Origin of the sequence: Pandoraea cepalis (genome assembly GCF_902459665.1) — a bacterium.
Taxonomy (GTDB): Bacteria; Pseudomonadota; Gammaproteobacteria; order Burkholderiales; family Burkholderiaceae; genus Pandoraea; species Pandoraea cepalis.
Map to the genome: position 1 here is coordinate 153,203 of NZ_CABPSL010000001.1, position 21,455 is coordinate 174,657.

The 21,455-nt window shown below is 66.6% G+C and carries 19 protein-coding genes and 2 pseudogenes; 9 read left to right on the forward strand and 12 right to left on the reverse strand.

What is annotated here, in order from left to right; all coding sequences use genetic code 11:
- Positions 1–23: 23 nt before the first annotated feature.
- A complete protein-coding gene (locus PCE31106_RS00635) occupies positions 24–1,223 on the reverse strand; it encodes a hypothetical protein (protein WP_254440870.1) in 1,200 nt (399 codons plus the stop codon).
- A gap of 113 nt (positions 1,224–1,336) precedes the next feature.
- Here PCE31106_RS00635 and PCE31106_RS00645 point away from each other — a divergent pair, with 113 nt between their 5' ends.
- Complete coding sequence (locus PCE31106_RS00645) at positions 1,337–1,579, forward strand: helix-turn-helix domain-containing protein (protein ID WP_150562049.1); 243 nt, start codon at positions 1,337–1,339, stop codon at positions 1,577–1,579.
- A 30-nt stretch (positions 1,580–1,609) separates the two neighbouring features.
- Here PCE31106_RS00645 and PCE31106_RS00650 read toward each other — a convergent pair whose 3' ends face one another.
- From PCE31106_RS00650 to PCE31106_RS00690, 10 genes are all read right to left on the reverse strand, one after another.
- Positions 1,610–2,260, reverse strand: coding sequence for an ankyrin repeat domain-containing protein (locus tag PCE31106_RS00650; RefSeq protein ID WP_150562050.1), 651 nt, complete (start codon positions 2,258–2,260; stop codon positions 1,610–1,612).
- A 66-nt stretch (positions 2,261–2,326) separates the two neighbouring features.
- Entirely contained in the window at positions 2,327–2,461 is a 135-nt protein-coding gene (locus PCE31106_RS24450) for a hypothetical protein (protein WP_302476039.1), read from the reverse strand.
- Positions 2,458–2,778 (reverse strand): hypothetical protein, encoded by a 321-nt coding sequence (locus tag PCE31106_RS00655; RefSeq protein ID WP_150562051.1) that lies wholly within the window; start codon positions 2,776–2,778, stop codon positions 2,458–2,460. The genes PCE31106_RS24450 and PCE31106_RS00655 overlap by 4 nt, the downstream gene beginning before the upstream one ends.
- Positions 2,779–2,792: 14 nt before the next feature.
- Positions 2,793–3,023 (reverse strand): hypothetical protein, encoded by a 231-nt coding sequence (locus tag PCE31106_RS00660; RefSeq protein WP_150562052.1) that lies wholly within the window; start codon positions 3,021–3,023, stop codon positions 2,793–2,795.
- Positions 3,024–3,025: 2 nt separating this feature from the next.
- Positions 3,026–3,415: a hypothetical protein gene (locus PCE31106_RS00665; protein WP_150562053.1), complete on the reverse strand. Its 390-nt coding sequence runs from the start codon at positions 3,413–3,415 to the stop codon at positions 3,026–3,028.
- A gap of 1 nt (position 3,416) precedes the next feature.
- Positions 3,417–3,668: a hypothetical protein gene (locus PCE31106_RS00670; protein ID WP_150562054.1), complete on the reverse strand. Its 252-nt coding sequence runs from the start codon at positions 3,666–3,668 to the stop codon at positions 3,417–3,419.
- A 325-nt stretch (positions 3,669–3,993) separates the two neighbouring features.
- Positions 3,994–4,380 (reverse strand): hypothetical protein, encoded by a 387-nt coding sequence (locus PCE31106_RS00675; RefSeq protein ID WP_150562055.1) that lies wholly within the window; start codon positions 4,378–4,380, stop codon positions 3,994–3,996.
- A gap of 57 nt (positions 4,381–4,437) precedes the next feature.
- The gene (locus PCE31106_RS00680) at positions 4,438–5,043 is read right to left on the reverse strand and encodes a DUF6538 domain-containing protein (RefSeq protein ID WP_150562056.1); all 606 of its coding nucleotides are present in this window, start codon (positions 5,041–5,043) and stop codon (positions 4,438–4,440) included.
- A 34-nt stretch (positions 5,044–5,077) separates the two neighbouring features.
- Positions 5,078–5,377: a hypothetical protein gene (locus PCE31106_RS00685; protein ID WP_150562057.1), complete on the reverse strand. Its 300-nt coding sequence runs from the start codon at positions 5,375–5,377 to the stop codon at positions 5,078–5,080.
- Positions 5,377–5,901 carry a hypothetical protein gene (locus PCE31106_RS00690; protein WP_150562058.1) on the reverse strand — a complete coding sequence of 175 codons (525 nt, stop codon included), beginning with the start codon at positions 5,899–5,901 and terminating at the stop codon, positions 5,377–5,379. The genes PCE31106_RS00685 and PCE31106_RS00690 overlap by 1 nt, the downstream gene beginning before the upstream one ends.
- Positions 5,902–6,873: 972 nt before the next feature.
- Between PCE31106_RS00690 and PCE31106_RS00695 the strand changes: the two genes are divergently transcribed.
- From PCE31106_RS00695 to mobF, 3 genes are all read left to right on the forward strand, one after another.
- The gene (locus PCE31106_RS00695; protein WP_150562059.1) at positions 6,874–7,215 is read left to right on the forward strand and encodes a ribbon-helix-helix domain-containing protein; all 342 of its coding nucleotides are present in this window, start codon (positions 6,874–6,876) and stop codon (positions 7,213–7,215) included.
- A gap of 189 nt (positions 7,216–7,404) precedes the next feature.
- Positions 7,405–9,714 carry a type IV secretion system DNA-binding domain-containing protein gene (locus PCE31106_RS00700; RefSeq protein ID WP_150562060.1) on the forward strand — a complete coding sequence of 770 codons (2,310 nt, stop codon included), beginning with the start codon at positions 7,405–7,407 and terminating at the stop codon, positions 9,712–9,714.
- Positions 9,715–9,829: 115 nt separating this feature from the next.
- On the forward strand, positions 9,830–14,938 hold the full coding sequence (gene mobF / locus PCE31106_RS00705) for a MobF family relaxase (protein ID WP_150562061.1): 5,109 nt from the start codon (positions 9,830–9,832) through the stop codon (positions 14,936–14,938).
- 32 nt (positions 14,939–14,970) lie between these two features.
- Here the strand turns inward: mobF and PCE31106_RS00710 are convergent, their stop codons facing one another.
- Positions 14,971–15,936 carry a hypothetical protein gene (locus PCE31106_RS00710; protein ID WP_150562062.1) on the reverse strand — a complete coding sequence of 322 codons (966 nt, stop codon included), beginning with the start codon at positions 15,934–15,936 and terminating at the stop codon, positions 14,971–14,973.
- Positions 15,937–15,938: 2 nt separating this feature from the next.
- Between PCE31106_RS00710 and PCE31106_RS00715 the strand changes: the two are divergent.
- From PCE31106_RS00715 to PCE31106_RS00735, 5 genes and pseudogenes are all read left to right on the forward strand, one after another.
- A pseudogene (locus PCE31106_RS00715) lies at positions 15,939–16,064 on the forward strand (protease HtpX); the annotation flags it as partial.
- Positions 16,065–16,236: 172 nt separating this feature from the next.
- Positions 16,237–17,550 (forward strand): 16S rRNA (cytosine(967)-C(5))-methyltransferase RsmB, encoded by a 1,314-nt coding sequence (rsmB, locus tag PCE31106_RS00720; RefSeq protein ID WP_150562063.1) that lies wholly within the window; start codon positions 16,237–16,239, stop codon positions 17,548–17,550.
- Positions 17,547–18,140 (forward strand): annotated as a pseudogene (locus tag PCE31106_RS00725) (DUF4390 domain-containing protein); the annotation flags it as partial. The gene rsmB and the pseudogene PCE31106_RS00725, both read left to right, overlap by 4 nt.
- A gap of 199 nt (positions 18,141–18,339) precedes the next feature.
- Positions 18,340–20,631, forward strand: coding sequence for a sensor histidine kinase (locus PCE31106_RS00730; RefSeq protein WP_254440897.1), 2,292 nt, complete (start codon positions 18,340–18,342; stop codon positions 20,629–20,631).
- Complete coding sequence (locus tag PCE31106_RS00735) at positions 20,632–21,372, forward strand: response regulator (RefSeq protein ID WP_150562066.1); 741 nt, start codon at positions 20,632–20,634, stop codon at positions 21,370–21,372.
- Positions 21,373–21,455 lie beyond the last annotated feature (83 nt).

Sequence of the window (21,455 nt, forward strand, 5' to 3'; positions counted from 1 at the left end):
GTTGAAAAATCAGGTGATGCGGTTCAGGGCAGGAAGGCCGACAGCCGTTGATACAGGGTCGATTCGAGGCTATTGGAACCGTCCGCGGTGTGCAGCAGCAGAGGCGACCCGCTAGCGTCCTTGAACGTGGCGTTGAACGCCGTATCGAAGGCCGTCTCCAGTTGCGGAGAAATCGAGCCCGCACCGCCCACGCAGGCGTTGTACTGGCCGGTGGGCATCCCGGTCGTTTGCGTGGCCGGCGGGATGATGCCGTTCGGAATCGGTTGCGCACACGCGGCCATCGCGGCGGCCTTGTAGGCGGTGACGAAGTTCTTCAGGTTCGTCAAGCCATAGCCCAAGCCGCCTGGCGCGCTGCTGGTCAAATACTGCAACGTCGCCTCGTACGCGCCGTACGCGTTGAGGTTCGTGTTCGGGTTCGACGCGGCGAGCACGTCGCCGGCCTGGACGGTCGCCAGCACGCTCTCTTTCGTGCCGATGCTCTGCCCGGCGACCGTTTGCGCCGTACCCTCTTGAAACCAAATCTCACCGCCGCCGAACGGCTCCATCAGGCTGTACAGCGCTGCGTGCGTGCTTTCGTGAACAACCAGCGGGGCCATCGCATCGAGCGACGTGGCACTCGGGTAGCGAGTGTCAAAGTTCGGGCTATCAGCGCTCATCAACTGCATGACCGGGCCGGGCAACCCGAGCACCGTTTGGCCGGTGATCGCGGTACCCGTTTCGCCGATCCCCTGGCCGAGGGCCTTGTCCACGCACAGCACCACCTTGTTCTGGCCGTCGAACGCCGTGCCCGTCGTGGGCAGGGCCAGCGCCGTGCGAACGGTCGGGAGTGCCTGGTTCTCGAACTGGTCGGCCGCGAGTTCTTGCGCCTTGACGCTGGCGCCGGCCGAGAACACGATCACGTCCGGCGCGTCCACCACCGTCGTGCTCACCGTCGAGCCCGAGCAGGCCGATTGCAGCCCGCTGGTGCCGACGTACGAGTTGAACGACGGCCCGGAGTAGTTCGTTACCACGTCACCGGCGATGTCGGCCGGAGGCGTGTAAGCGGCGAGAAGCGCCTGGCCGTTGCTCGTGCTCGTCGTCGTGGTGCCGGTGCCCGTGCCAGAACCCGAGCCGGAACCGGAACCGGACGAACCACCGCCACCGCCACCACCACCACCGCAGGCGGCCAGAGCGAAGGACACGGCCGCAGCGGCGGCCACCGTTTTCAGCATGTTGCTCATCATGAAACCCCCGTAGTGTGCGTTGCGTTTTCCGCCAAGCCGGCCGGCGTTCGTGGCCGGATGTTACCAAAATATGCCAGAGTGGCATATTGAAGTGTTGCAGGGAGCATGTCGCCATGCTTCCGTCCGTTCATCACACCCGCTATCGCCTGGTTCAGGCGCATCTCCGGGCGCTCCGCAAGGGCGCCGGGATGACTCAGGGCGACCTCGCAGTACTGCTCGACGTCGATCAATCGTTCGTGTCGAGGCTGGAGCGAGGGGAGCGTTACGTCGATCTGCTCTTCTATCTCGACTGGTGCCGCGCGTGCGGCGTCGAACCGTCCGACGCCGTGGCGCGGTTGGTCAACAAAGGCGCTTAACTCCGCGCCGACCCATCACGCTCCTGCTGGTCAACCGGCGGCGCTCGACGACCGCGATTTGAACACCGGGCGCGACGTGTCGGCGCCCAGCGACTCCAGCAGGGCCAGCACCTCGTTGCGCGTGCCGCGGGACGAGGCGCCCGGGTAAGCCTTGGACGTTTTGCCAAAGTTCAGGCGGACGGCCCGGTATGGCGTGACGACGCCCACGCGCTCGTCGAACCACCCGCCTGCATCGACGGGGTGCCCGTGCTCAACGAGCCAGCGGACGGCAGCCAGATTGCCGACCCTCGCGACCTCGTGCAGCGGCGACGTGGTGAACGTGCCCCACGTGCGCGGCAGGTCGATCGTCGCGCCCGCGTCGAGCAGTGCCTGGGCGTTGTCGAGCGCGTGCGGCGAAACAAGTGCGTTGCCGGTACCCGACGCCATGATCGCGAGCAGCAGCGGCGTGCTACCGCCCGCGTCCTGCGCGTTCACGTTCGCCCCGGCCGCAGCCAGGCGCTTGATCGCGGGCGCCCGGCCGAACAGCGCGGCGAAGTGCATCACCGTGCGCCGTTGTGGGTCGCTCGGGTCCAGCGCGTTCACGTCCTCGCCGGCCGCAATCGCTGCGGCCAGTTCGTCGTCGTCGAGCCGGCGGATGGCCTCGAACAGCGGCGGCAAGGTGCGGGGAATGTCCTGGTCCATAAACGTCTCCTGAAAATAAAAAAGCCCCGTGGTTTCACGGGGCCGAACGTTGAGAAGGATCGCGGGTCAATCGGTCGCGTGCTCGTGCAGCACCGCGGCCCACAGCCGTTCCTGCCGGGCGTGACGCTGCCCGCGGTTCGTCTGGCGTTTCGTCTGCTTCGATCGACTCGCTTTTTTCGGCTTCGGCTTGCGGTCGTTCATGCGTCCACCTCGTCGAACCACATGTCGGCATACGCTTTCGCGCACACGGCACGGTGATCGCCACGGAGCGACAGCCCAAGGTGCCGGTCCAGCCGTTCCTCGCCGGTGAGCCCGATGTCGCTCGACACCAGCATCACGGCGCCGAACCAAAGCGGCAGGGCCGCCAGTACGTACGCGCCGGGCAGCAGGCCGCGCCAGGCCAGCAGCACGACATCGACGGCCAGCAGGGCCACCGCCGCGGAGAGCACCACCGCGACGGCGACGCCGCGCAGGTTCACGCCGCGCTCGCGAACCAGGTTCGTGAAGTTGTTGCGCATGATGACCTCCAGGTTCAGCGGCCGGCCGCGGTGAACGACTGCTCCGAGTCCTCGTCGCCCGTAGGCTTGCGGCGGGCGAGGATCGGCCAGACGCCAGCGACGAAGAACACGATGCCCACGAGCAGCACGGACAGCGTGAGCAGGGGCAGGTCGTAAAACGCGGTCGTGCCGCCGACGGCGAAAAACACGAGCGCGATGACGAGCGGCATGAGCGAAGGCACTACAAAGCGAGGGTCGTAAAACATGGTCAAATCTCCCGAAACGAAAGGGTTTGAAGTTCAAGAAGGCGGCGACGGGCACGGGCCAGGCGGCGGTCCGCGTGTTTCAACCGGGCGGTGACGACGCCCGCTTGATGGTTGAGCAGGAACGAAGCGGCGATCGAGCCGATGGAGAGCAGCGATTCGACGACGCAGAACACCACCAGGTTGCCCGCGGGTTGCCGGCCGGCGGCCAGCGTGAGCAGCGCGCCGAGCGTCACGCAGAACGACGCGGCGGACGCCGACACCGACACGCGGAAGGCGATCGACACACGACGGAGCGACGCTTGCGCGGCGGCCCGCTCGTGCTTGTAGTGGTCTTTCCGGGCGACGTAGCCCTGAAGTCCGAAAATGACCGTCGCGCGCCGGGCCGTGTTCATGTCATGCCTCGACCAGTTCGGCGTAACGATCGAGGAACCGCTGGCGTTCGCTGGGCGGGAGGCTTTCCATCGCCAACAGCGATGCACCGATGTACAGCGTGCGCGAGATGGCGATGGCTTTCGCTTCACGATCGACGTTGGCGACGACGCCGCGCACGAGCGTGAGCGGCCCGATGCGAACGCGGTCCGTCGCGTGGTTCGCAAGCCAGGCTTTCCAGCGTTTCGTGTTCGGGTTGACGGACGACTCAGGCATAGGAACTCCAGAAGGATTGCGCGTTGGCACCAACGCCATGAACCCAAGTTACCTCGAGCCCAAACTAAAGCAAGCGCGTACGGCGGCGGTCGGCAAAAATAGTTTGGGTTCCCAGGCGACGGGCGATGCACGGGCCGGAGTCCACGAACAGCATGGGGACGCGTGAGCGTCCCCATGTCTTTTGCGCGTTCCGAAAAGCACCGGCGCTCACGCACCGGCCGACCCGCTGGCGCCCATCCGCGCGAGCGCCTGGTCGCCGACACGGCCCCCTTGTACCGACCCGGCCCGCCATGAGGCGGGCACCGATCGGAACCGAAGCACGGCGTTACAGCGTGTCGGTATCCGGGCGGAAAAACGGGCGGGCCGGTCGGCGGAAAAGCCAATCGAAAACGCGATCACCGCGATTCCGAGGTTCCCGCGTCTCGATCGTGAGGAACGGCCAGATCGTGGCGATGACTTCCCGCGGCAGGTTCTGGACGATCCGCGCAACCTCCAACAGATCCCGGGTCCGTACGACGGCGCGCAGCCAGAGCCAGAAGAAGAGCACCGTGGCGACCAGCGCGCACGGAGCGAGCGCGCTGCCCGGGTCGTCCATCGCAAACATGGCCGCCGCTTCAGAGGCAACGCCCAGGACGAAGAGCGGCACGATGCGGCCCTTCGTTTTGTTCAGGTCCAGCGCGAGCGTGTCGATGCGATACGTTTTCAGGTTCATGATGAGACTCCAGCGAGGGATGAAACGGAGAGCCCCGGCGCCGCCGGGGCGACGGGATCACAGCGACGTGAAATAGTCGCCGAACCAGACCGGCCGACCGAGACGGCGCGCGAGGCGGCCATGTTCCGGCGACGGCACATGGCGCAGCACGGTCCAGCGGCGCACGCGGTTCGGGTGAACCGGGCCGTGCTCGAACGCCGCGAACCGGCGTACCGCCGCCGGTTTGCTGGCGTCGTTGAACAGCAGGACGTGCTCGCACGAGTGCGCCGGCTCCGGTTCGCGCGGCACGGAGAGGGACGGTGAGGCGTCCCACATCGCGTCGATTTCGGCGCGGAAGTCGGCGACCGCCTGATCGACGCTCGGTGTGGCCGACGAGCGCAAAGCGTCATCGACGATCGAGCGGATGGCGTCCGGCAGCCGGGTCTTGAACCCAGCGCCGTCCGTCTCGGCCTCGCGGGCCGCGTCGAACAGCACGAGGCAATCGAACGCGATGCGCTTCGCCAAGGTGCGTGCTTGCGCCCGGCGTCGCGTGCGCAGCGACCGACGAACGGTCGTCGGCGCACCGGGCACGCGGAGGTCGGTCGGCAGGCCGATGCAGAACGCGAACATGCCGGACGGCGTGTTGGTGAGGTACGAGGGTTGTTTGGCGTGGACGGTGATCATGAGGGTTCTCCAGACAGGTTGAACAACAGGTGGGTCAAGCAGGGGCGCGGGCGAGCCGCATGTACTTCTTTAGGAACACCAGGCGTTCACGGTCGGGCAGGGCCAGCCAGGCCAGCAGCGCGGCGCCGAGGTGATCGCTCACGCGAGCGGTCGCCGTCGCTTGCTCCGGCCCGGTGAGGCCGGCGCTTTGCGCGACCCATGCGGCGTGCGCCGGCACCAGCGCTTTCACGTCGGCGTAGACCTGGCGAACGACCGAGGTACCGACCGCGTGCCGCGTCGCCTGCCGGCGAGCGCGCGATGCACGCGAGCGGACGGTGCTGGCCGGCGTGCTCATCACACGCCCCCGTCCGTGGCCGCCGGTTCGGCCAGATGAACCGCGAGGTCGTCCAGGCTCGACACCGCGGGCTCGTCATGGGCCGCCTGCTGTGCGTCGTGCGGCGGGTTGCCGAGGCCGGCGGGCGAAGCGCCCGCCGGCTCGACCGAGGTGGTCGAGGCCGCCGCGAGAGCGGCCGGCACCGCGCTGATGTACGTGTTCAGGTACTCCAGCCGGCGCTCGCGCTTCATATCGACGAACGCATCGAGCGCGGCGCCCAGCAGGTCGTTCAGGTGTGCGCCGGCCACGACGGCGGCGGTCGCACGGTCCGACTTCGACAGTTTCGGGTTGTCCCGAGCCTCGCGGCAGTACGTCACGTCCTCCTGCAGCGTGGCTTTTGCGCCCGACAGCATGGCGGTCAAGATCGACGCGCCGAGGTTGCTGCGCACGCTCGACCACTTCGCACGGCTCGCACGGATGCGTTGCCGCGTACGTTCTAGCCGTTGGGCTTCACGGTCGAGTGGTGCGTTCAGGTCGGCGGACATGGCTCAAGTTCTCCCGGGTCGTAAACGAAAAACGCCCCAGCGGTGAACTGGGGCGAACGTTGAGCGCGACGGATCGCGCGAATGCGATGAGTACAAGATACGGCTTCACGCGCGGCCGTCAACACCCGGCCGCGCCATTTTTTGAACGGCGTGCGCTCGCTGGCCCGAACGTACGCGAGCCACACCGACTTATGGACGGATTGCCTGGAACTCCTCAAGGTTTTTCCGGGCAGCGCATTCGACGGTCCACGGCGCGGAAAACAGGCCCGGCACCCGCAGTTGTTGCTTGCGACGGTTCACGCGTCGCCCCGTCCGATCCGCTCGTTTTTCCGCCCATCCCCCGACCGTTTCGTGCGTGGAAGTACAAGAAACGGGGCAGGTCGGAAAGGCGTACAAGAAACGTGTTTAGCAGGAAGTCGTACAAGAAACAGGCGAGCGGGCAAGGCGGGCAGATCACGAGGCAGGCGGGGCGGTCGTACAAGAAACACAGCGAACCTCAACGACCACACCAGCACCACGATCTCCAGCAACGTCGGACAGCAATGGTTAGGACGTACAAGAAATAACGGGGAAGGCGTACAAGATATACAGCAGGACATCGAGGGCAGGCGTACAAGCAACACCGTGAAAGGCGTACAAGCAACACCGGGGTAGTGGTACAAGAAGCATACGGCGGTGGTGGGTTTGCGCTTCCCCTCGTTTCTCTCGGGGTACGGCGACAACACACACATTGCACCTTCGGTGCCTCCTCCCCTGGCCGCTTCGCGGCCCTTTCGCCTTGCTGCGCAAGGCTCTTGTCGTCGCCGCGTGGCGGCGACATGGAAGGAGGCCGAAGCCTTGCCCGGTAAGGCTTCGGCGGTCGCCGCGCTACGGCCGAAAAGACGGTCGCCGCAGCGTACCGCGGGCGCCCGTTTGCATTCGGCCGACGCTGGAGTTAATCGTACGTACGCCGACCCACCACCGGAGCCCGTCATGGCAATGCCAAACCTTCACGTTCGACTGAAACCCACCAGCAACAACCGCCTGAAAGATTTGGCGGAAGCGCAGGGCATCAGCCAAGGCGACATCGCCCGGCGTGCGATCGACGCCTACCTGGACGGCATCGACATCGCCGCGATGCTCGACGAGCAGCGCAGGGCGATGAATCAGCAGATCGCCGCGCTGGACGACCGGTTGAGCAAGCGGTTCGAGGACCACCTGAAGTCGATGGCGATGGCGTTCGCGTCGATCCACTTGACCGTCGATCAGGCCGGCCAGGTGATCGGTGGCCGCATCGACGAACTACCGCCGGACGCGGCACGGCGTGCCGCCTAACCGGTCAAAACCCACGGCACCAAAAAACGGCCCCGAGCCGTGAGTCGAGGCCGCCGCGCTCACCAACCGCCCAGCGTTTTGTTTTCCAGCCGCACCCGCAGCACCCGCCCGTTCCGTCGAGTCGCCCGCAGGTAATGCGGGCTACCCGGTACGGGAGCCATCGCGCTCCGCTTCACCGGGAGCCGACTCATGGCCAAGTACGACGACGACAGCAACAACACGCTCCGGCTCTTCTTGCAGAAGCAGCCGGCCAACACCAGTTCCTCGCAGAAGGTGGTGAACCTCGATCGGGCGCTCGCCTACACCGTGGTTCTGTCCGTTCTCGCCTTCGCATTGACCTTGAGTCTCCTGCTCGGGTTCTTCCCGGTCGTCATGGCCGACGGAACGATCGGCTGGACCGACTTCTGGGGCGCGTTGTTCGGGACGATCCTGAACGCGGCGCTGCCCACCCATCCGTTCGCCGGTGAAGCCTACCGCTTCGTGAGCCTCTTCCACGAGTATCCGTTCACCATCGGCTGGCACCTGGCGATCGCGCTGGTACCGGCCGTCGTGACCGGCCGGCTCGTTTGGGGCGACACCGCGAAGCCGATCGAGGCGCAGCCGCACGTGGACGGCAACAAGGCATACCGCGGCAAGGAAGCCCTGCAGAAGGTGGCGGCCGACGCCGCCGCTCCGCAGGGCGAAGGCTTCCTGAAAATCCACCCGGACGTGGCCGCGCTGCCCCGCAACACCTGGATGCGGCACGTGCTGATGGTCGGCGCGTCCGGCGCCGGGAAAACGATGATCCTGCTGCACTGGCTCTTCGGGTTGCGGGACATGGACGCCAAGGTGGTGATGACGGACCAGAAGGGCGACTTTTCCCAGTTGTTCGGCAAGTTCGACGAGAACGGCAACAGCGTCGGCGCCGCACTCATCAACCCGTGGTCGGCGCACAGCGACGTGTGGGACATCGGCCGCGAACTGGCGAGCGCCGACGCCGTGGACGTGTTTTGCGCGACGATGATTCCCGGCGACGGCCCGCAGCGGTTCTTCACCGACGCCGCGGCCAACATTCTGCAGGCCGTGATCGTGACCTGCCAGATGGACTGGGGGATCGACTTCGGCTGGACGGAGTTGAGCCGGCGCGCCGGGTTGAGCCAGCCCGAACTCGTGGCCTTGTTCGAGCCGTACATCGACGAGAAGTCGCCGAACTACAACGCGACCATCAAAACGGCCCACACGCTGGTGATCGACCCGAACCCGGCCACCATGTCGGTGCTCATGACGTTGAAGAACGGCGCGAAGTTGATCGACAAACTCGCCAACGCGTGGCCCTCGACCATCCCGAACGACCGTCGGCGCAAGATCGCCCTCTGCGACTGGGTGCGCGACGACTACGCCGGACCGAAGCAACTGGTGCTGCGCGGCGAGCCGGAAAAGCCGCTCACCGAGGCATACCTGGCGGCGATGGTCAACGTACTCGCCCCGCTGATCCTCGCGCTGAAAGACTCCCGCCGCCGCACGATGGCCGTGGTGCTCGACGAGTTGTGCGGAACCAAGCGGCTCAACATCATGGGGCTGCTCGACAAGGGGCGCAGCAAGGGTTGCATGACGGTGGCCTGCTTTCAGGACATTGACCAGGTGAAACTGAAGTACAGCCAGGAAGAGGCCAACATCATGTGGTCCGTCGTCGGCACCCGGATCGTGACGCGCACCGGCGTCGGCCCGACCGCCGACACCATGTCGCAATGGTTCGGGAAGCGGCTTGTCAACAAGGTCAACACGTCCGTCACGGCCAACGGGCAAGGCGCCGCGCCGCCGAACGAGACGAAGTCGTACCACGAAGAGAGCGTGCCGCTGGTCCGCCCGTACGACCTCACCGACGAGAACAAGATGTACCGCAAGGGCGACAAAACCCAGTATGGCTTCTCGGTGGCCGGCTGGCTCACCTTCGGCGGCAACGTCTACAAACTCTGGTGGCCTGGCTTTGCAGTCGATCAGTTGGTGCAATGCGCGGACGACGAACTGGCCGACTGGGCCAAGCCGATCACGGCGCCGCTGGCCGTGAAGGCCGTCAACACCGCAACGGCCCAAACCCTCGACCCCACCGCGAACGCGGGCGAGCAGCGCGGCCACACGCCGGAGCCGGAGGAACCGGCGGAACCGACGGACGAGGAGTACGAGCACGAGCGCACCGAGGAGAACGCCCGGGCGCCCGAGGTGATCGCCGTGATCGACGAACCGGGCGAGCCCGAACCGGTCGCCGCCAAGCCGACCGCCAAACCGGCCAAGGCGAAATCGGAGGACATCGACGGCAGCGACCTCGACGACATGATCGAGGAGATGGGCGCGGAGGTCGGCGCCGACCAGGTGGGCGAAGCGCTCGACGTGCCCGGCCTTGGCGTCGTGCTCGACGTGGTGAAGGTCGTGGACATGATCCATGCGTCGAAAACGCCGACGACCGGCCAGCCGGGCCAGCCGAGCAAGCCCGGGGGCACCACGCTGGTGTTCCGTCCGTGACCGCCACGGGGCGTACCTCTATAGGTACGCCCCGTTGGCTTGACAGTGCCTGGGAGTACGAGACACTGGTTTGACCGTTGGCACCAACGCCCGCCCACCCTCGACGGACCCCACCATGATCGGTTTCACGCCCCTGAACAAAGCCGGTGTCGGCCCGAAAGGCCAGAACGTGCTCAAGTATTTGAAGAACACCGAATACTATCGGAACGCCGACGGGGCGATGGAGAGCCCGACGCGTTGGGCCGGTGACGGCCCGGCCTCGCTGGGCCTGTCCGGCAAGGTCGATTTCGCGGCGCTGGACAAACTCGCGGCCGGCCGCGCGCCGGACGGCACGCCGCTGGTGGCGAACGCGGGCAAGGACCACGTGATCGGCTACGAGTTCACGTTCAGCCCGCACAAGGGATTCTCACTCACGTGGGCACAGGCCGGCGACGCCGAGCGCGCCGACCTGCTCGCGGCGCACCGGGCCGCGGTCGATAAGAGCCTCGAATACCTTAAGGAGAACCTGGAGGTTCGCGTCGGCGCGGGCGGCATGGAACGGCAGAAGTGCACCGAAATCTTCGCCGCCGGTTTTACGCATTTCGCCAACCGCAACCTCGAAATGCAGGTACACGAACACATGCTCGTGTTCAACGTCGTGCGCGGCGAAGACGGCAAGACCCGCGCGATGAACACCCGAGACCTGCAGCAGCACCGGTTCGTCATGGACCAGGTGTACCAAGGCACGCTGGCGCACGAACTGCAACAACGCGGCTTCGCCATCCGCCAGGACATCGAGGTGAACCAGCACACCGGGCGCGAGACCGGCAACGTCTTCTACAAGATCGACGGGATCACCCGTGAGGCCGAAGAAGCCGAGTCCAGCCGCCGCATGGAACTGCTGAAATACGCGGCCGAGCACGACGTGTCGAACCAGCAGGCCGCCCTCGCCACCCGCAAGGACAAGGACGAGCCCACGTTCGCCGAACTCGACACGATGTGGCGCCAATCCCTCGCGCCGCTGCACGAGGCCGGCCTGCTGCCGACCAACGAGCAGTTGAAACAGCGCCCGCAGCACGACTGGACGATCCGCGAGGACCAGGCCTTGCTGATGAAACTGCACAAGACCGACGCGAACGTGAGCCGTCGCGACATCGTGGCCCTGATCGCGGCCGAGGCCGGCCCGGCGTTCAAGGGCGACCTGCGCAAACTCGACAGCATGGTGGACGGGTTCATGCAGCGCAACGGCTTCGTGCAGAAGCCAGCGAACACCCGCGGCCAGGTCATGTACACCAGCCGGTGGATGATCGACCAGGAGCGCAGCCTGCGCGACATCGACCTGCAACTGCGCGCCAACACCGCGCACAACCTCGCGCCCGAGGTGGTGCAGAAGGCGCTCGCCGACTACGAGCAGCGCAAGACCGCCGAGTTCCAGGCCGCCATGTCGCCCGAGAAGTTGAAGGCCGGTCTGGCCGCCGTCGCCACGGCCGAGGCCAACCTGGCGAAAGCCGCGACCCCCGGCGACGTGGCGCTCGCCGAGAAAGCGCTGGGCGAGGCCCGGCGTGCCGCCGGCATCGCGCGCTTGACCGACGAGCAGCGGCGCAACGTCGAGTACGCGACCATGCACACCGGCGGGGTGGCGAACCTCGTGGGCTGGGCTGGCACGGGCAAGACTTTCACCGCGCAAGCGTTCGTCGATGCGTACCGGTCGCAGGGCTACGAGGTGCTGGGCGTGGCCGGGGGCTGGAAGGCCAGCAAGAAACTGGAGTCCGAGGTGCAGGGCATGGACGCCCGGGCGCTGGCATCGTTGCTCGCCCGGCTCGACAACGGTTCGATCAAACTTCACGCCCGGAGTCTGATCGTGCTCGACGAGGCCGGTATGGTGGGTACCACCGACCGGCAGCGGCTCGAGCAGCACGTCGCCGCCGCGGGCGGCAAGATCATCGCCACCGGCGACGGGCGCCAGTTGAAGTCGCCGAGCGCGGGCGACTCCTACCGCATCTCGATCGACGCCGTGGGCTCGATCGAGATGACCGACGTGCAGCGCCAGAAATCCGCGGACCATCGCCAGACCGTGGCGATGCTGTACGCCGCCGACAACGGCCTGGAAACGTTCAAGCGCATGAAGGCCCACGGCCACATCGTGGAAGTGGCCGTACCGGACGAGGCGCGCGAGCAGGGCGCCGACCGCCGGGCGATCCAGCAGCGGATCGCGCAGGACTGGAGCGCCAGCATGACCGCGAGCAACGAGCCCAGCGCGAGCAAGCGGGTCAAGGATCACATGGTGATCGCCACGAGCAACGAGGACGTTCGCGGCCTCAACGAGGCCATCCGCACGGAGGCGCGCAAGCAAGGCTTGATCACCGGCGGCGACGTGACGCTGCGCATCGTGCCCAAGGCCAGCGAAACGGGCGTCGCGGTGCAGAAGAACTTCGCCGTGGGCGAGCGCATCCAGTTCCTCGAAAAATGCGACGACGAGGCCAAGGCGAGCAAGGCGCTCAAGGCTCTGCGTGGCAACATCATCCGGGCCAGGCAAGGCCGCACCGTGACCGACCGGATGACCGGCGAGACGTTGACGCTGGCCGACCTGCAAGCCCGCTTGCCCGAGGTCGAACGCACGGCCCGGCTCGCCCCGCTCGGCGTGAGCAACGGTACCAACGCGATCGTCACCCGCATCGACGACTTGGGCAACGGACACCACAAAATCCACGCCACGATCCTCGACGACGTGGAGAAGGATAAGAACGGCCGGCAGCAGAACGGCCGGAGCGTGTCGTGGAGCACCGCCGACCTGAACGCGTTCGACCACGCGTGGGCGATCACCAACCACGGCGGCCAAGGCCAAGGCGAAAAGCAGGTGTTTGTCATGACGAACACCATCGACACGAACGACTCCGTGCTCGTGCAGTTCACGCGCGAGAAAGAGATGGTGAGGTTTTACGGGACCGACGCCGATTTCAAACACTTCCCCGAAGCGCTGGAAGAGTTGTCGTTGAAGGGCAACGCCACCGACAACCTGCCCGAACATCTGCGCGACGGCCACGAGCAGGCCCTGCACGAGAAGGCCGCGGCCAAGGCGGCCGAGGAACGCCGGGCACTGGCCGGCACGGCCCGCGAACAACTGGCGGGCATGGGCCTGAACGCCGGTACGACGGCGCACGATGACCGGGCCGACGTGGTGGCCGCGATGGCGGTCGAGCACGCCGAGCGCGTGAGCAAGAGCCCGGATCGGCCGGTCGTCACCGCCGCGGTGAATCCCCGCGACGTGCCCGCGCTCAACGAAGCGATCCGCGCCGAACTGCGCGCCAACGGCGTGATCACCGGCAACGACGTGACCTTGACCGTGGCCCGCGGCGGCGACTTCAACCCGCCGTCGTTCCGGCCCGAGCCCGATGCGCGCGTGGCGAAGAACGAGGACGGCGACCGGTATTTCCGCGGCGTGCTCGTCGCAACCGGCACCGGCCTGGTGAACCCGGCCGACCCGACGAGCCGTTCGCCGTATGCCACCATCCGCACGCGCGACGGCCACAAACACCAAGTGTTCGGCGTCGATGTCGTGCCGGCCATCGAGCGCGGCGGCGTCAAGCCGGGCGACACCGTCGAACTGCGGCGCACCGGCGAGCAGCCGGTCGAAATCACCGACCGCAAGACCGGCGAAACCAAGGTTGTCATGCGCAACGGTTGGGAAGCCGTGCCCCACGACTTCGCCGCGCACGAGCAGGCCCAGCGAGAGACGTACATCGCGGAGGTGCAACGGCAGCGCGACGCGGCCGAGGTGCCGACGACCACCGCCGACCTGAACCTCGCGGCCGGCGACGTGGTGACGTTCGGCAGCCGTGGCGCGGCCCTGTACCACGGCATCGCCGACCCGTCCGCGCGGCTCACCATCACCGCGATCGACGGCACCGACCCGGCCAACCCGAAGGCCACGGCGCGGTGGAACGGGCAGGACTTCACGCTCACCAACGGCGACCAGGTGGAGCACGCGCACGCGGTGCCCGTCTGGAAAGCCGCCCGCGACGCGAAAACGCAGGACGGCCCGGCGGCGTTCGTGCAGGTCATGGCGAGCGACGCGCAACGGGCAGAGGCCAAACTTGGCCCGTCGCCCACGCCCGGCCAAGCCGGCGTGCCCGGCAAGGAAGCGCCCGAGGTCATCGACCCGCAGGCGCTGCGCGACCTGCACGCCAAGGCCGACACGCTGCACGTCCACGGCACCGCCAAATCGTTCCGGGCCACGGCCCGCGCGCACACCGACCATCTGGAACGGCGCGATCAACTCACCGAGCGCGCGGACAACGCGGCGCGTTCGATCAACCGGAGTACCACGATGCAGATCACCGAGAAACCCGACGACGCCGTGAAAGCGTTGGCGCACGCGTTCGTCGCCAGCGAGACGCCCGAGCAGGACCGCCGGGCCGTGGGCAGCACGCCGCGCGACGTGGCGAACCTCACGGACGCGATCCGTTCGGCCAAGCGCGAGGCCGGCCAGTTGCACGGCGAGGACCACGCCGTGCGCGTGCGCGCCGGTACCGCGAGCGTGGAGATGCCCGTGGCCGCGGGCGACCGTATGGTGCTGCGCAACGACAAGACCCTGTCGCTCGCGTTGCCCGTGCGGCTGGAGGAACCGATGGCGGCCACGCTGCACCTGAACACCGTGGCCCGCGGGGCCGACGGCGTGCTGCGCGCCACCGCCACCATCGAGAGCCCGAACGAGCGCGATCGGCAGAACGGCCAGAGCGTGACGCTCGACGAGGACAACCTTAAGCGCTTCCGCCACGCCTACGCGACGACGCAGAAAGACGCCGCCGATCGCCCGCGCCCGCACGTGTTCGCCCTCGTGGGCGAGCGCGACGCACCGGCCCGCGTCGAAAACGCCTTGAAACCGGCGGGACAGGCCGAAGTGTTCGCCACGCCCAAGGCGGCCCAGCGACTCACCGAGCACGTCGAGGCCGGCGCTCGGGCGAAGGAGCAGGCGGTGGAGAACAAGGCGGCCACGGCCGAGCGCGCAGCGGCCGGCCGGGACGCGATCCGGGGCATGATCGAGAAGCGCGAAGGCGAGGAGCGCGCACGCCAGCAGGCGATCGACGCGCAGCGCAAGGCCGACGAGCAGGCCAAGCAGGCCGAAGCCGCGGCCCGAGCGAAGCAGCAGCGCGAGGTGCAGGAAAAGAAAGCCCTCGAACTCGCCGCGCAGCGCGAGGCCCAGCAGCAGCAACAGCAGCGTCGCGGCCGAGGCATCAGCATGTAAAACGACAACGGGGCCTCGCGGCCCCGTTTGTTTTACGGCGTGCGCGGACCAGTCCGGCCCGGCAGCGGGTCGGCGTTTTCGGCGTCGATGATCGCCCGCAGTTCGGCCGCCTCGCGCGCCTGGTCAGCGTCTTGCCACGCGGCCAGCGCCTCGTCGAGCAGTTCGACGTGCGCGCGGCCGACGTACCCGAGGCGTTGCGCCCGCAGCGGGCTCACCGGTGCGGCCGGTTCCGGCTCGCCGGTCGCCAGGCCGTCGAGTCCGTTCAGCCAGCCGAGCATCGGATCGAGCGGCACGTGCCGCACACCGCCCACCTTGCGCGAGCGCAGGTCGGGCAGGCCGTGGCGCAACGCGTCGCGTGCATTTTGCACCACGTAGCGGCCCTGTTCGCCGAGCACCGTGACCACGGACGACAGCGGTACCGCGGTGGCGGTCATGCCGGCGAGGTCTTCCAGGCGCTCGCCCGACGTTTTCAGGCCGTCGAACATGAGTTTCGCAGCGATGTCGTCGGGCGCCTTGGGCATCGCCGCCATCCGGGCGTTGTGCGTCGTGTCGTAATCCGTCTGGTTCTCAATGAACTCACGAAGTTTGCCGAGTTTGTAACGCACCGACCCGTTCTTTCCGTTTCCGAGCCGAAACCACACAGGGCCGGCGCCGGTCCTGCGGTCGTCCTCGAGTTGATCGACCGAACGGTCCAGAACAAACCCGACCTGCGCTGTGGTGAGGGGCCACCAATCGGGCAGCCCCGCAATGTGCTTCGCCTGTTCGTGGGCCGGCACCGTCAGTTGCTTTACTTTCGCCATCGCCATGTATCCGTTCTTGCTTTCCGCGATGTTAACGTATGCCAAACGAACAGCGGAAAGTACCGGGAAATGCCGGGGCGAGCGGGGATACACTACGGATACATGACCGACCGTGACGCCGGGAAGCCTCAAGACCGTGATCCGCGAAATACCCACCCAGCAAGGAAATGCAGCGCTTTTGACGTTGCGGATTTGCAACGCAACAGATGATCATGAACCCGCTATCCGGCGGCGCGATCGCGAATTTGTTCTCGACACACCCGGCGACCGAGGAGCGCGTCGCCCGACTGATGGAGATGGCGCGCACCGGGCAGTATCCGGCCTGATCGCGCGCCGCATGCACGAAAGTGAGGCCTGAGCTCGCCGGCCATGGCCTCGCCCGCCGGCGCGGGCGTCACCGTCCGGCGCGCATCACCAGTCTGCTATTCTGTGGCCCGACAGCCGTCCGATATCTCCCATGCCCGCCGTCGCGCGGGCATGTTCGTTTGTAGAAAGCCCATGCCGCAATCGAGTCTGCCCACCGAATCCCTGGCCTATGCGCTGCAGCGCGCCGCGCAGGCCCTCGAATCCGTCCAGAAGGGCACCGCATTGCCGCAAGCGCTGGCCCAGGCCACCACGCAATGCGCACCGACCGTGCGGGCCGCCGCACAGGATCTCGCTTACCGTGCCGTGCGCCGGCTGGGCAGCAGCCGCGCGTTGCTCGCCTTGCTCGTCAAGCCCGCACTGCAAGCGCGCGTGCGCGACATCCTGCTGTGCGCATTGGCGTTGCTGCAAGACGCCGCCGAGGATGCTGCGTACACCGAATTTACGGTCGTCGACCAGGCCGTGGAGGCGATTGCCGTGCAGCGTCGCACCGTCGCCGCGAAGGGGTTGGCCAACGCTGTACTGCGTCGCTTCCTGCGCGAGCGCGAGCGCCTGATGGCCGAGATCGCGAAGCAGCCCGAAGCCCGCTGGAACTACCCCGCGTGGTGGATCGACACCGTGCGCGCAGGCTATCCCGATCAATGGGAGACGTTGCTTGCCGCCGGCGACAGCCGCGGGCCGATGACGCTGCGCGTGAACATTCGTCGCGTCAGTGTGGCCGCCATGCAGGCAAGTCTGGCGGCGGCGGGCATGGACGCCGAGATCATCGGTCCGGTCGCGTTGCGGCTCGCGCAAGCCGTGCCGGTGGACCGTCTGCCCGGTTTTGCCGACGGATGGGTGTCGGTGCAGGACGCCGGGGCACAACTGGCCGCGCCGCTCGTGCTGGGCGAGACACCGCGTGCCGGCATGAGGGTGCTGGACGCGTGCGCCGCCCCCGGCGGCAAGACCGGCCATTTGCTGGAAATGGCCGACGTGCAAGTCACGGCGCTCGAGTCGGATCGCCTGCGCGTGCCGCGCATCTACGAAAACCTCGAGCGTCTGGGACTCAGTGCGGACGTGCGCATCGGCGACGCCGGCACGCCGTCGAAGTGGTCTGGCGGCGGCTGGGACGGCGTGCCGTTCGATCGCATTCTGGCGGACGTGCCGTGTTCGGCGTCCGGCATCGTGCGGCGTCATCCGGATATTCGCTGGCTGCGTCGCCGGGCCGACATTGCGGCCCTGGTCGAAGAGCAGCGGCGCATTTTGCTGGCGCTCTGGGACACGTTGGCCGTGGGCGGCGAGTTGATCTATGCGACGTGCTCGATCTTCCCGGCGGAAAATGAGCAGCAAGCGCAATGGTTTGAACGTATTCGCACAGATGCGGTACGATTGGACGCTCCCGGGCAATTGCTGATGACCCCTGGCGGCGCCCACGACGGCTTCTATTACGCTCGCTTCCAGAAACGGTGACCTTTTCCCAACGGCTACTGGCCAGTTTGCTGCCGCTGCTGCTGTGCGTTTTTGCGCTCGGCTTCGCTGCGCCCGCGCGCGCCGAAAATGACATCCAGGTGCGCGAAGCGCGGCTCGAGCCGTCCGAGGGCGGCTGGTTGCTCGACGCGCGCTTTGCCTTTGAGCTCAACAGCAGCCTGGAGGACGCGGTCAATCGCGGCATCTCGCTCTATTTCACAACCGACTTCGAACTCACTCGCTCGCGCTGGTACTGGTTCGACGAGAAGGTCGTGACCACGTCGCAGAGCGTGCGGTTGTGGTTCCAGCCGCTCACGCGTCAGTATCGCGTCTCCAGCAATAGTGGGAACAGCAGCAACAGCGGATTGCAGCTTGGCTTCGGCTCGTTGCGCGAGGCGCTCGCGCTCGTGCGCAATGTGAGCGGTTGGCGCGTCATCGAGAAGGGCGTCGTCAAACCGGGCACGCAATATCAGGCCTCGGTACGCATGCGGCTCGACAATGCGCTGATGCCCAAGCCATTCCAGATCGACGCGGTCAACAATCGCGACTGGAATCTCAGCTCCGACTGGGCGCGCTTCATGTTCTCGCCCGCGCCACCGTCGGCGGCGGCCAGCGCTCCGGCGCTCCCGGCCGTAGCGACGAGCACGCCGCTCGACCCCGTGAATCATGCGTTCCGTCTGAGGGGCCATTTGCCACTTGCCTTCAGCGCGGCGCTGCCGCCCGGAGTCGCCCGTGTCAAATAACGGCGGCGGCCTGCTCAAGCGCATCGTCATTCGCACGCTGATCGTCACGATGGCGCTCGTCGCCATCGGGCTGTTCGGCCTGCTTGCGCTGGCATCGGCCAATACCGAATTCTTCGATCGCTACTATTCGCTGCTCTACACCGCGAACATCGCGGTGGCGATCATCTTCGTCTTCATCGTCGGTGCGCTCGTCTGGATCATTCTTGCGCGGCTGCGCGAGCGACGCTTCGGCACGCGACTTCTCGCCAAGCTGGCCATCTTCTTCGCGCTGGTGGGGGTGCTGCCGGGCGGCATCATCTATCTGGTGTCGCTGCAGTTCGTCTCGCGCAGCATCGAGTCGTGGTTCGACGTGCGCGTCGAGACGGCGCTCGACTCCGGCCTCGAACTCGGACGCGCCATCCTCAACAACGGTCTGTCGGACCTCAGCGCCAAGGCGCAACTCGTGGCCGACAACCTTGCGTCGAGCGGCGACAAGGGGGGAACGCTCGCGCTGCTGCGCATGCGTGACCAGTTCGGCCTGCAAGACGCGACCATCGTCGACGGCAATGGGCGTGTCCTCGCGTCGGCGTCTGGCAGCTTCAATGCGCTGGTGCCGGATCTGCCGACGCCGCTCATGCTGCGTCAGGCGCGCACACAGTCGCGCGGCTATACGGCCATCGAAGGCGGCAGCGAGGGCTACGACAAGCATCAGGCACGCGATCAATTGCGCTGGCGCGTGGTGATCCGCATTCCTTCCGGGTACACGTCGTCATTGCAAGACGAAGAGCGTTTCCTGCAAGTCACGCAACTGGTGCCGGCCAATCTTGCGCAGAACGCCGAGGCGGTGCAGAGCGCCTATCGCGAATATCAGGAAAAGGCGCTGGGCCGCACGGGTCTGCGCAAGATGTATATCGGCACGCTGACGCTGTCGCTGTTCCTCGCCACGTTCGTGGCGATGATGCTCGCGCTGGCACTCGGCAACCAGCTCGCGCGGCCGCTCTTCCTGCTGGCACGCGGCACGCAGGAAGTCGCGGCAGGCGATTTGTCGCCGAAAGGGGAAATGCGCACCAACGACGAACTGGGCTTCCTGACGCAGGCGTTCAATGCCATGACGCGTCAGTTGTCCGACGCGCGCGCCACGGTCGAGCGCAATCGGCTGGCGCTTGAAAGTTCGAAGGCGCACTTGGAGAGTATTCTGTCGAGCCTCACGGCCGGCGTGTTCGTCTTTGATCGCGACTTCCGCCTGACGACGGCCAATGCCGGCGCCGAACGTATCTTCAAGCAGAGCTTGCAGGGTGAGCTGAACCGCTCGCCTGCGCATATTCCGGCGTTGGTGGAGTTTGGTGAGACGCTGCGTCGCGCGTTCGCCGATCGCGATGCGAACGCCGATCTCGGCCCGGGCGGGCACTGGCAGCAGCAGATCGGTCTGACGCTGCCGGGCGAGACCGACGCCGTCACGCTGCTCGTGCGCGGTTCGCATTTGCCGGAGCCGATGGTCGCGGTGGCGGGCGTGCCGACGCGTGCGGGCGGCGGCTACGTCGTGGTGTTCGACGATATCAGCGATGTGATTTCGGCGCAGCGTTCGGTCGCGTGGGCCGAGGTGGCGCGGCGTCTGGCACACGAGATCAAGAATCCGCTCACACCGATCCAGCTCTCCGCCGAGCGGCTGCAAATGAAATTGTCCGACAAGCTGCCGCCGGCCGATGCCGAGGTGCTGCGCCGGGGCGCGACGACCATCGTCAACCAGGTGGCGGCCATGAAGCGCATGGTCGACGATTTCCGCGACTACGCGCGACTGCCGCCAGCGATCATGCATTCGCTGCAACTCAACGAGTTGATCGGCGAGGTGCTGACGTTATACGGGGTGGATGAAGGGCGCGGCGCGATTCGTCCGAATCTGGATGCGGACCTGCCGGAGATACGCGGCGACTCGACGCAATTGCGTCAGGTTATTCATAATCTGCTGCAGAATGCTCAAGATGCCGTCAGCGCAACCGAAAAGCCTCTTATCACGGTGGAAACGAAGACAGTAGAATACGCAGGAACGGATATGCAGCCCGGCGAACCGAAACGCACGGCAGTGCGCTTGACGATCACGGACAACGGGCCGGGCTTCCCGGCGCGCATTCTGACCCGCGCATTCGAGCCCTACGTGACCACGAAATCGAAGGGCACCGGGCTCGGACTCGCGATGGTCAAGAAGATCATCGACGAGCATCAGGCGCGCATCGACATTCGCAATCGGCCATTACCCGAAGGCGAAGGCAGTGCAGGCGCACAGATTTCGATCTTGTTTACTCAATTGGCTGACGACCAGGAACTGTCGCGCAACAAGCCGGCAGAACACACGAAGGTAGCGTAAATGGCAACCATTTTGGTGGTGGATGACGAAATGGGGATCCGGGAGCTGCTCTCCGAGATTCTGAGCGACGAGGGGCATGTCGTGGAGGTCGCGGAGAACGCGCAGGAAGCGCGGGCCTTTCGCGCCGCGCACACGCCCGATCTCGTGCTGCTCGATATCTGGATGCCCGATACCGACGGCGTAACCTTGCTCAAGGAATGGGCGGCGCAGCAGTTGTTGACGATGCCCGTGATCATGATGTCGGGCCACGCCACGATCGATACCGCCGTCGAGGCGACCAAGATCGGTGCCCTCAATTTCCTCGAAAAACCCATTGCCCTGCAGAAGCTGTTGCAGGCGGTCGAGCAGGGGCTCGCGCGCGGCAAACGCGATCTGTCTGGCGGCGCCCCCAGCGCATTCGCCGCCGATGACGATGCGCCTGACGCGGGCGTCTTCGGCGAGAGCGAACCGCGCCACGTGGGCGGGGGCCTGAACGGCTCGGCGGTGCATCACGCGCCGCTCGGCGCGCACGATCTCGATGGTGGCGTCGCGGGGGCGGTGGTGGGCATGTCGGGCGACATCTCGTTCGACGTTCCGCTGCGCGAGGCGCGCGATGCGTTCGAGCGTGCCTACTTCGCCTACCATCTGGCCAAGGAGCACGGCAGCATGACGCGCGTGGCCGAGAAAACGGGCCTGGAGCGCACGCACCTGTATCGCAAGCTCAAGCAACTGGGCGTGGAGCTCTCGAAGAGCAAGACATGACGGAGGTGCGGCGCGCCCGAGCGCGCTGCGACGCCGCTTTCCAGCGGATTTTTTCAACGAAGGGCTTGCGCGAAGCGTCGGCA

What these genes read in the sequence shown, in the direction of transcription:
- PCE31106_RS00655 (WP_150562051.1), bottom strand. Translation starts at nt 2,778, where the DNA reads ATGCGCAACAACTTCACGAACCTGGTTCGCGAGCGCGGCGTGAACCTG.
- PCE31106_RS00735 (WP_150562066.1), top strand. Translation starts at nt 20,632, where the DNA reads ATGGCAACCATTTTGGTGGTGGATGACGAAATGGGGATCCGGGAGCTG.
- mobF (WP_150562061.1), top strand. Translation starts at nt 9,830, where the DNA reads ATGATCGGTTTCACGCCCCTGAACAAAGCCGGTGTCGGCCCGAAAGGC.
- PCE31106_RS00700 (WP_150562060.1), top strand. Translation starts at nt 7,405, where the DNA reads ATGGCCAAGTACGACGACGACAGCAACAACACGCTCCGGCTCTTCTTG.
- PCE31106_RS00690 (WP_150562058.1), bottom strand. Translation starts at nt 5,901, where the DNA reads ATGTCCGCCGACCTGAACGCACCACTCGACCGTGAAGCCCAACGGCTA.
- PCE31106_RS00635 (WP_254440870.1), bottom strand. Translation starts at nt 1,223, where the DNA reads ATGATGAGCAACATGCTGAAAACGGTGGCCGCCGCTGCGGCCGTGTCC.
- PCE31106_RS00680 (WP_150562056.1), bottom strand. Translation starts at nt 5,043, where the DNA reads ATGATCACCGTCCACGCCAAACAACCCTCGTACCTCACCAACACGCCG.
- PCE31106_RS00665 (WP_150562053.1), bottom strand. Translation starts at nt 3,415, where the DNA reads ATGAACACGGCCCGGCGCGCGACGGTCATTTTCGGACTTCAGGGCTAC.
- PCE31106_RS00645 (WP_150562049.1), top strand. Translation starts at nt 1,337, where the DNA reads ATGCTTCCGTCCGTTCATCACACCCGCTATCGCCTGGTTCAGGCGCAT.
- PCE31106_RS24450 (WP_302476039.1), bottom strand. Translation starts at nt 2,461, where the DNA reads ATGAACGACCGCAAGCCGAAGCCGAAAAAAGCGAGTCGATCGAAGCAG.
- PCE31106_RS00675 (WP_150562055.1), bottom strand. Translation starts at nt 4,380, where the DNA reads ATGAACCTGAAAACGTATCGCATCGACACGCTCGCGCTGGACCTGAAC.
- PCE31106_RS00650 (WP_150562050.1), bottom strand. Translation starts at nt 2,260, where the DNA reads ATGGACCAGGACATTCCCCGCACCTTGCCGCCGCTGTTCGAGGCCATC.
- PCE31106_RS00730 (WP_254440897.1), top strand. Translation starts at nt 18,340, where the DNA reads ATGGCGCTCGTCGCCATCGGGCTGTTCGGCCTGCTTGCGCTGGCATCG.
- PCE31106_RS00670 (WP_150562054.1), bottom strand. Translation starts at nt 3,668, where the DNA reads ATGCCTGAGTCGTCCGTCAACCCGAACACGAAACGCTGGAAAGCCTGG.
- PCE31106_RS00685 (WP_150562057.1), bottom strand. Translation starts at nt 5,377, where the DNA reads ATGAGCACGCCGGCCAGCACCGTCCGCTCGCGTGCATCGCGCGCTCGC.
- rsmB (WP_150562063.1), top strand. Translation starts at nt 16,237, where the DNA reads ATGCCGCAATCGAGTCTGCCCACCGAATCCCTGGCCTATGCGCTGCAG.
- PCE31106_RS00695 (WP_150562059.1), top strand. Translation starts at nt 6,874, where the DNA reads ATGGCAATGCCAAACCTTCACGTTCGACTGAAACCCACCAGCAACAAC.
- PCE31106_RS00660 (WP_150562052.1), bottom strand. Translation starts at nt 3,023, where the DNA reads ATGTTTTACGACCCTCGCTTTGTAGTGCCTTCGCTCATGCCGCTCGTC.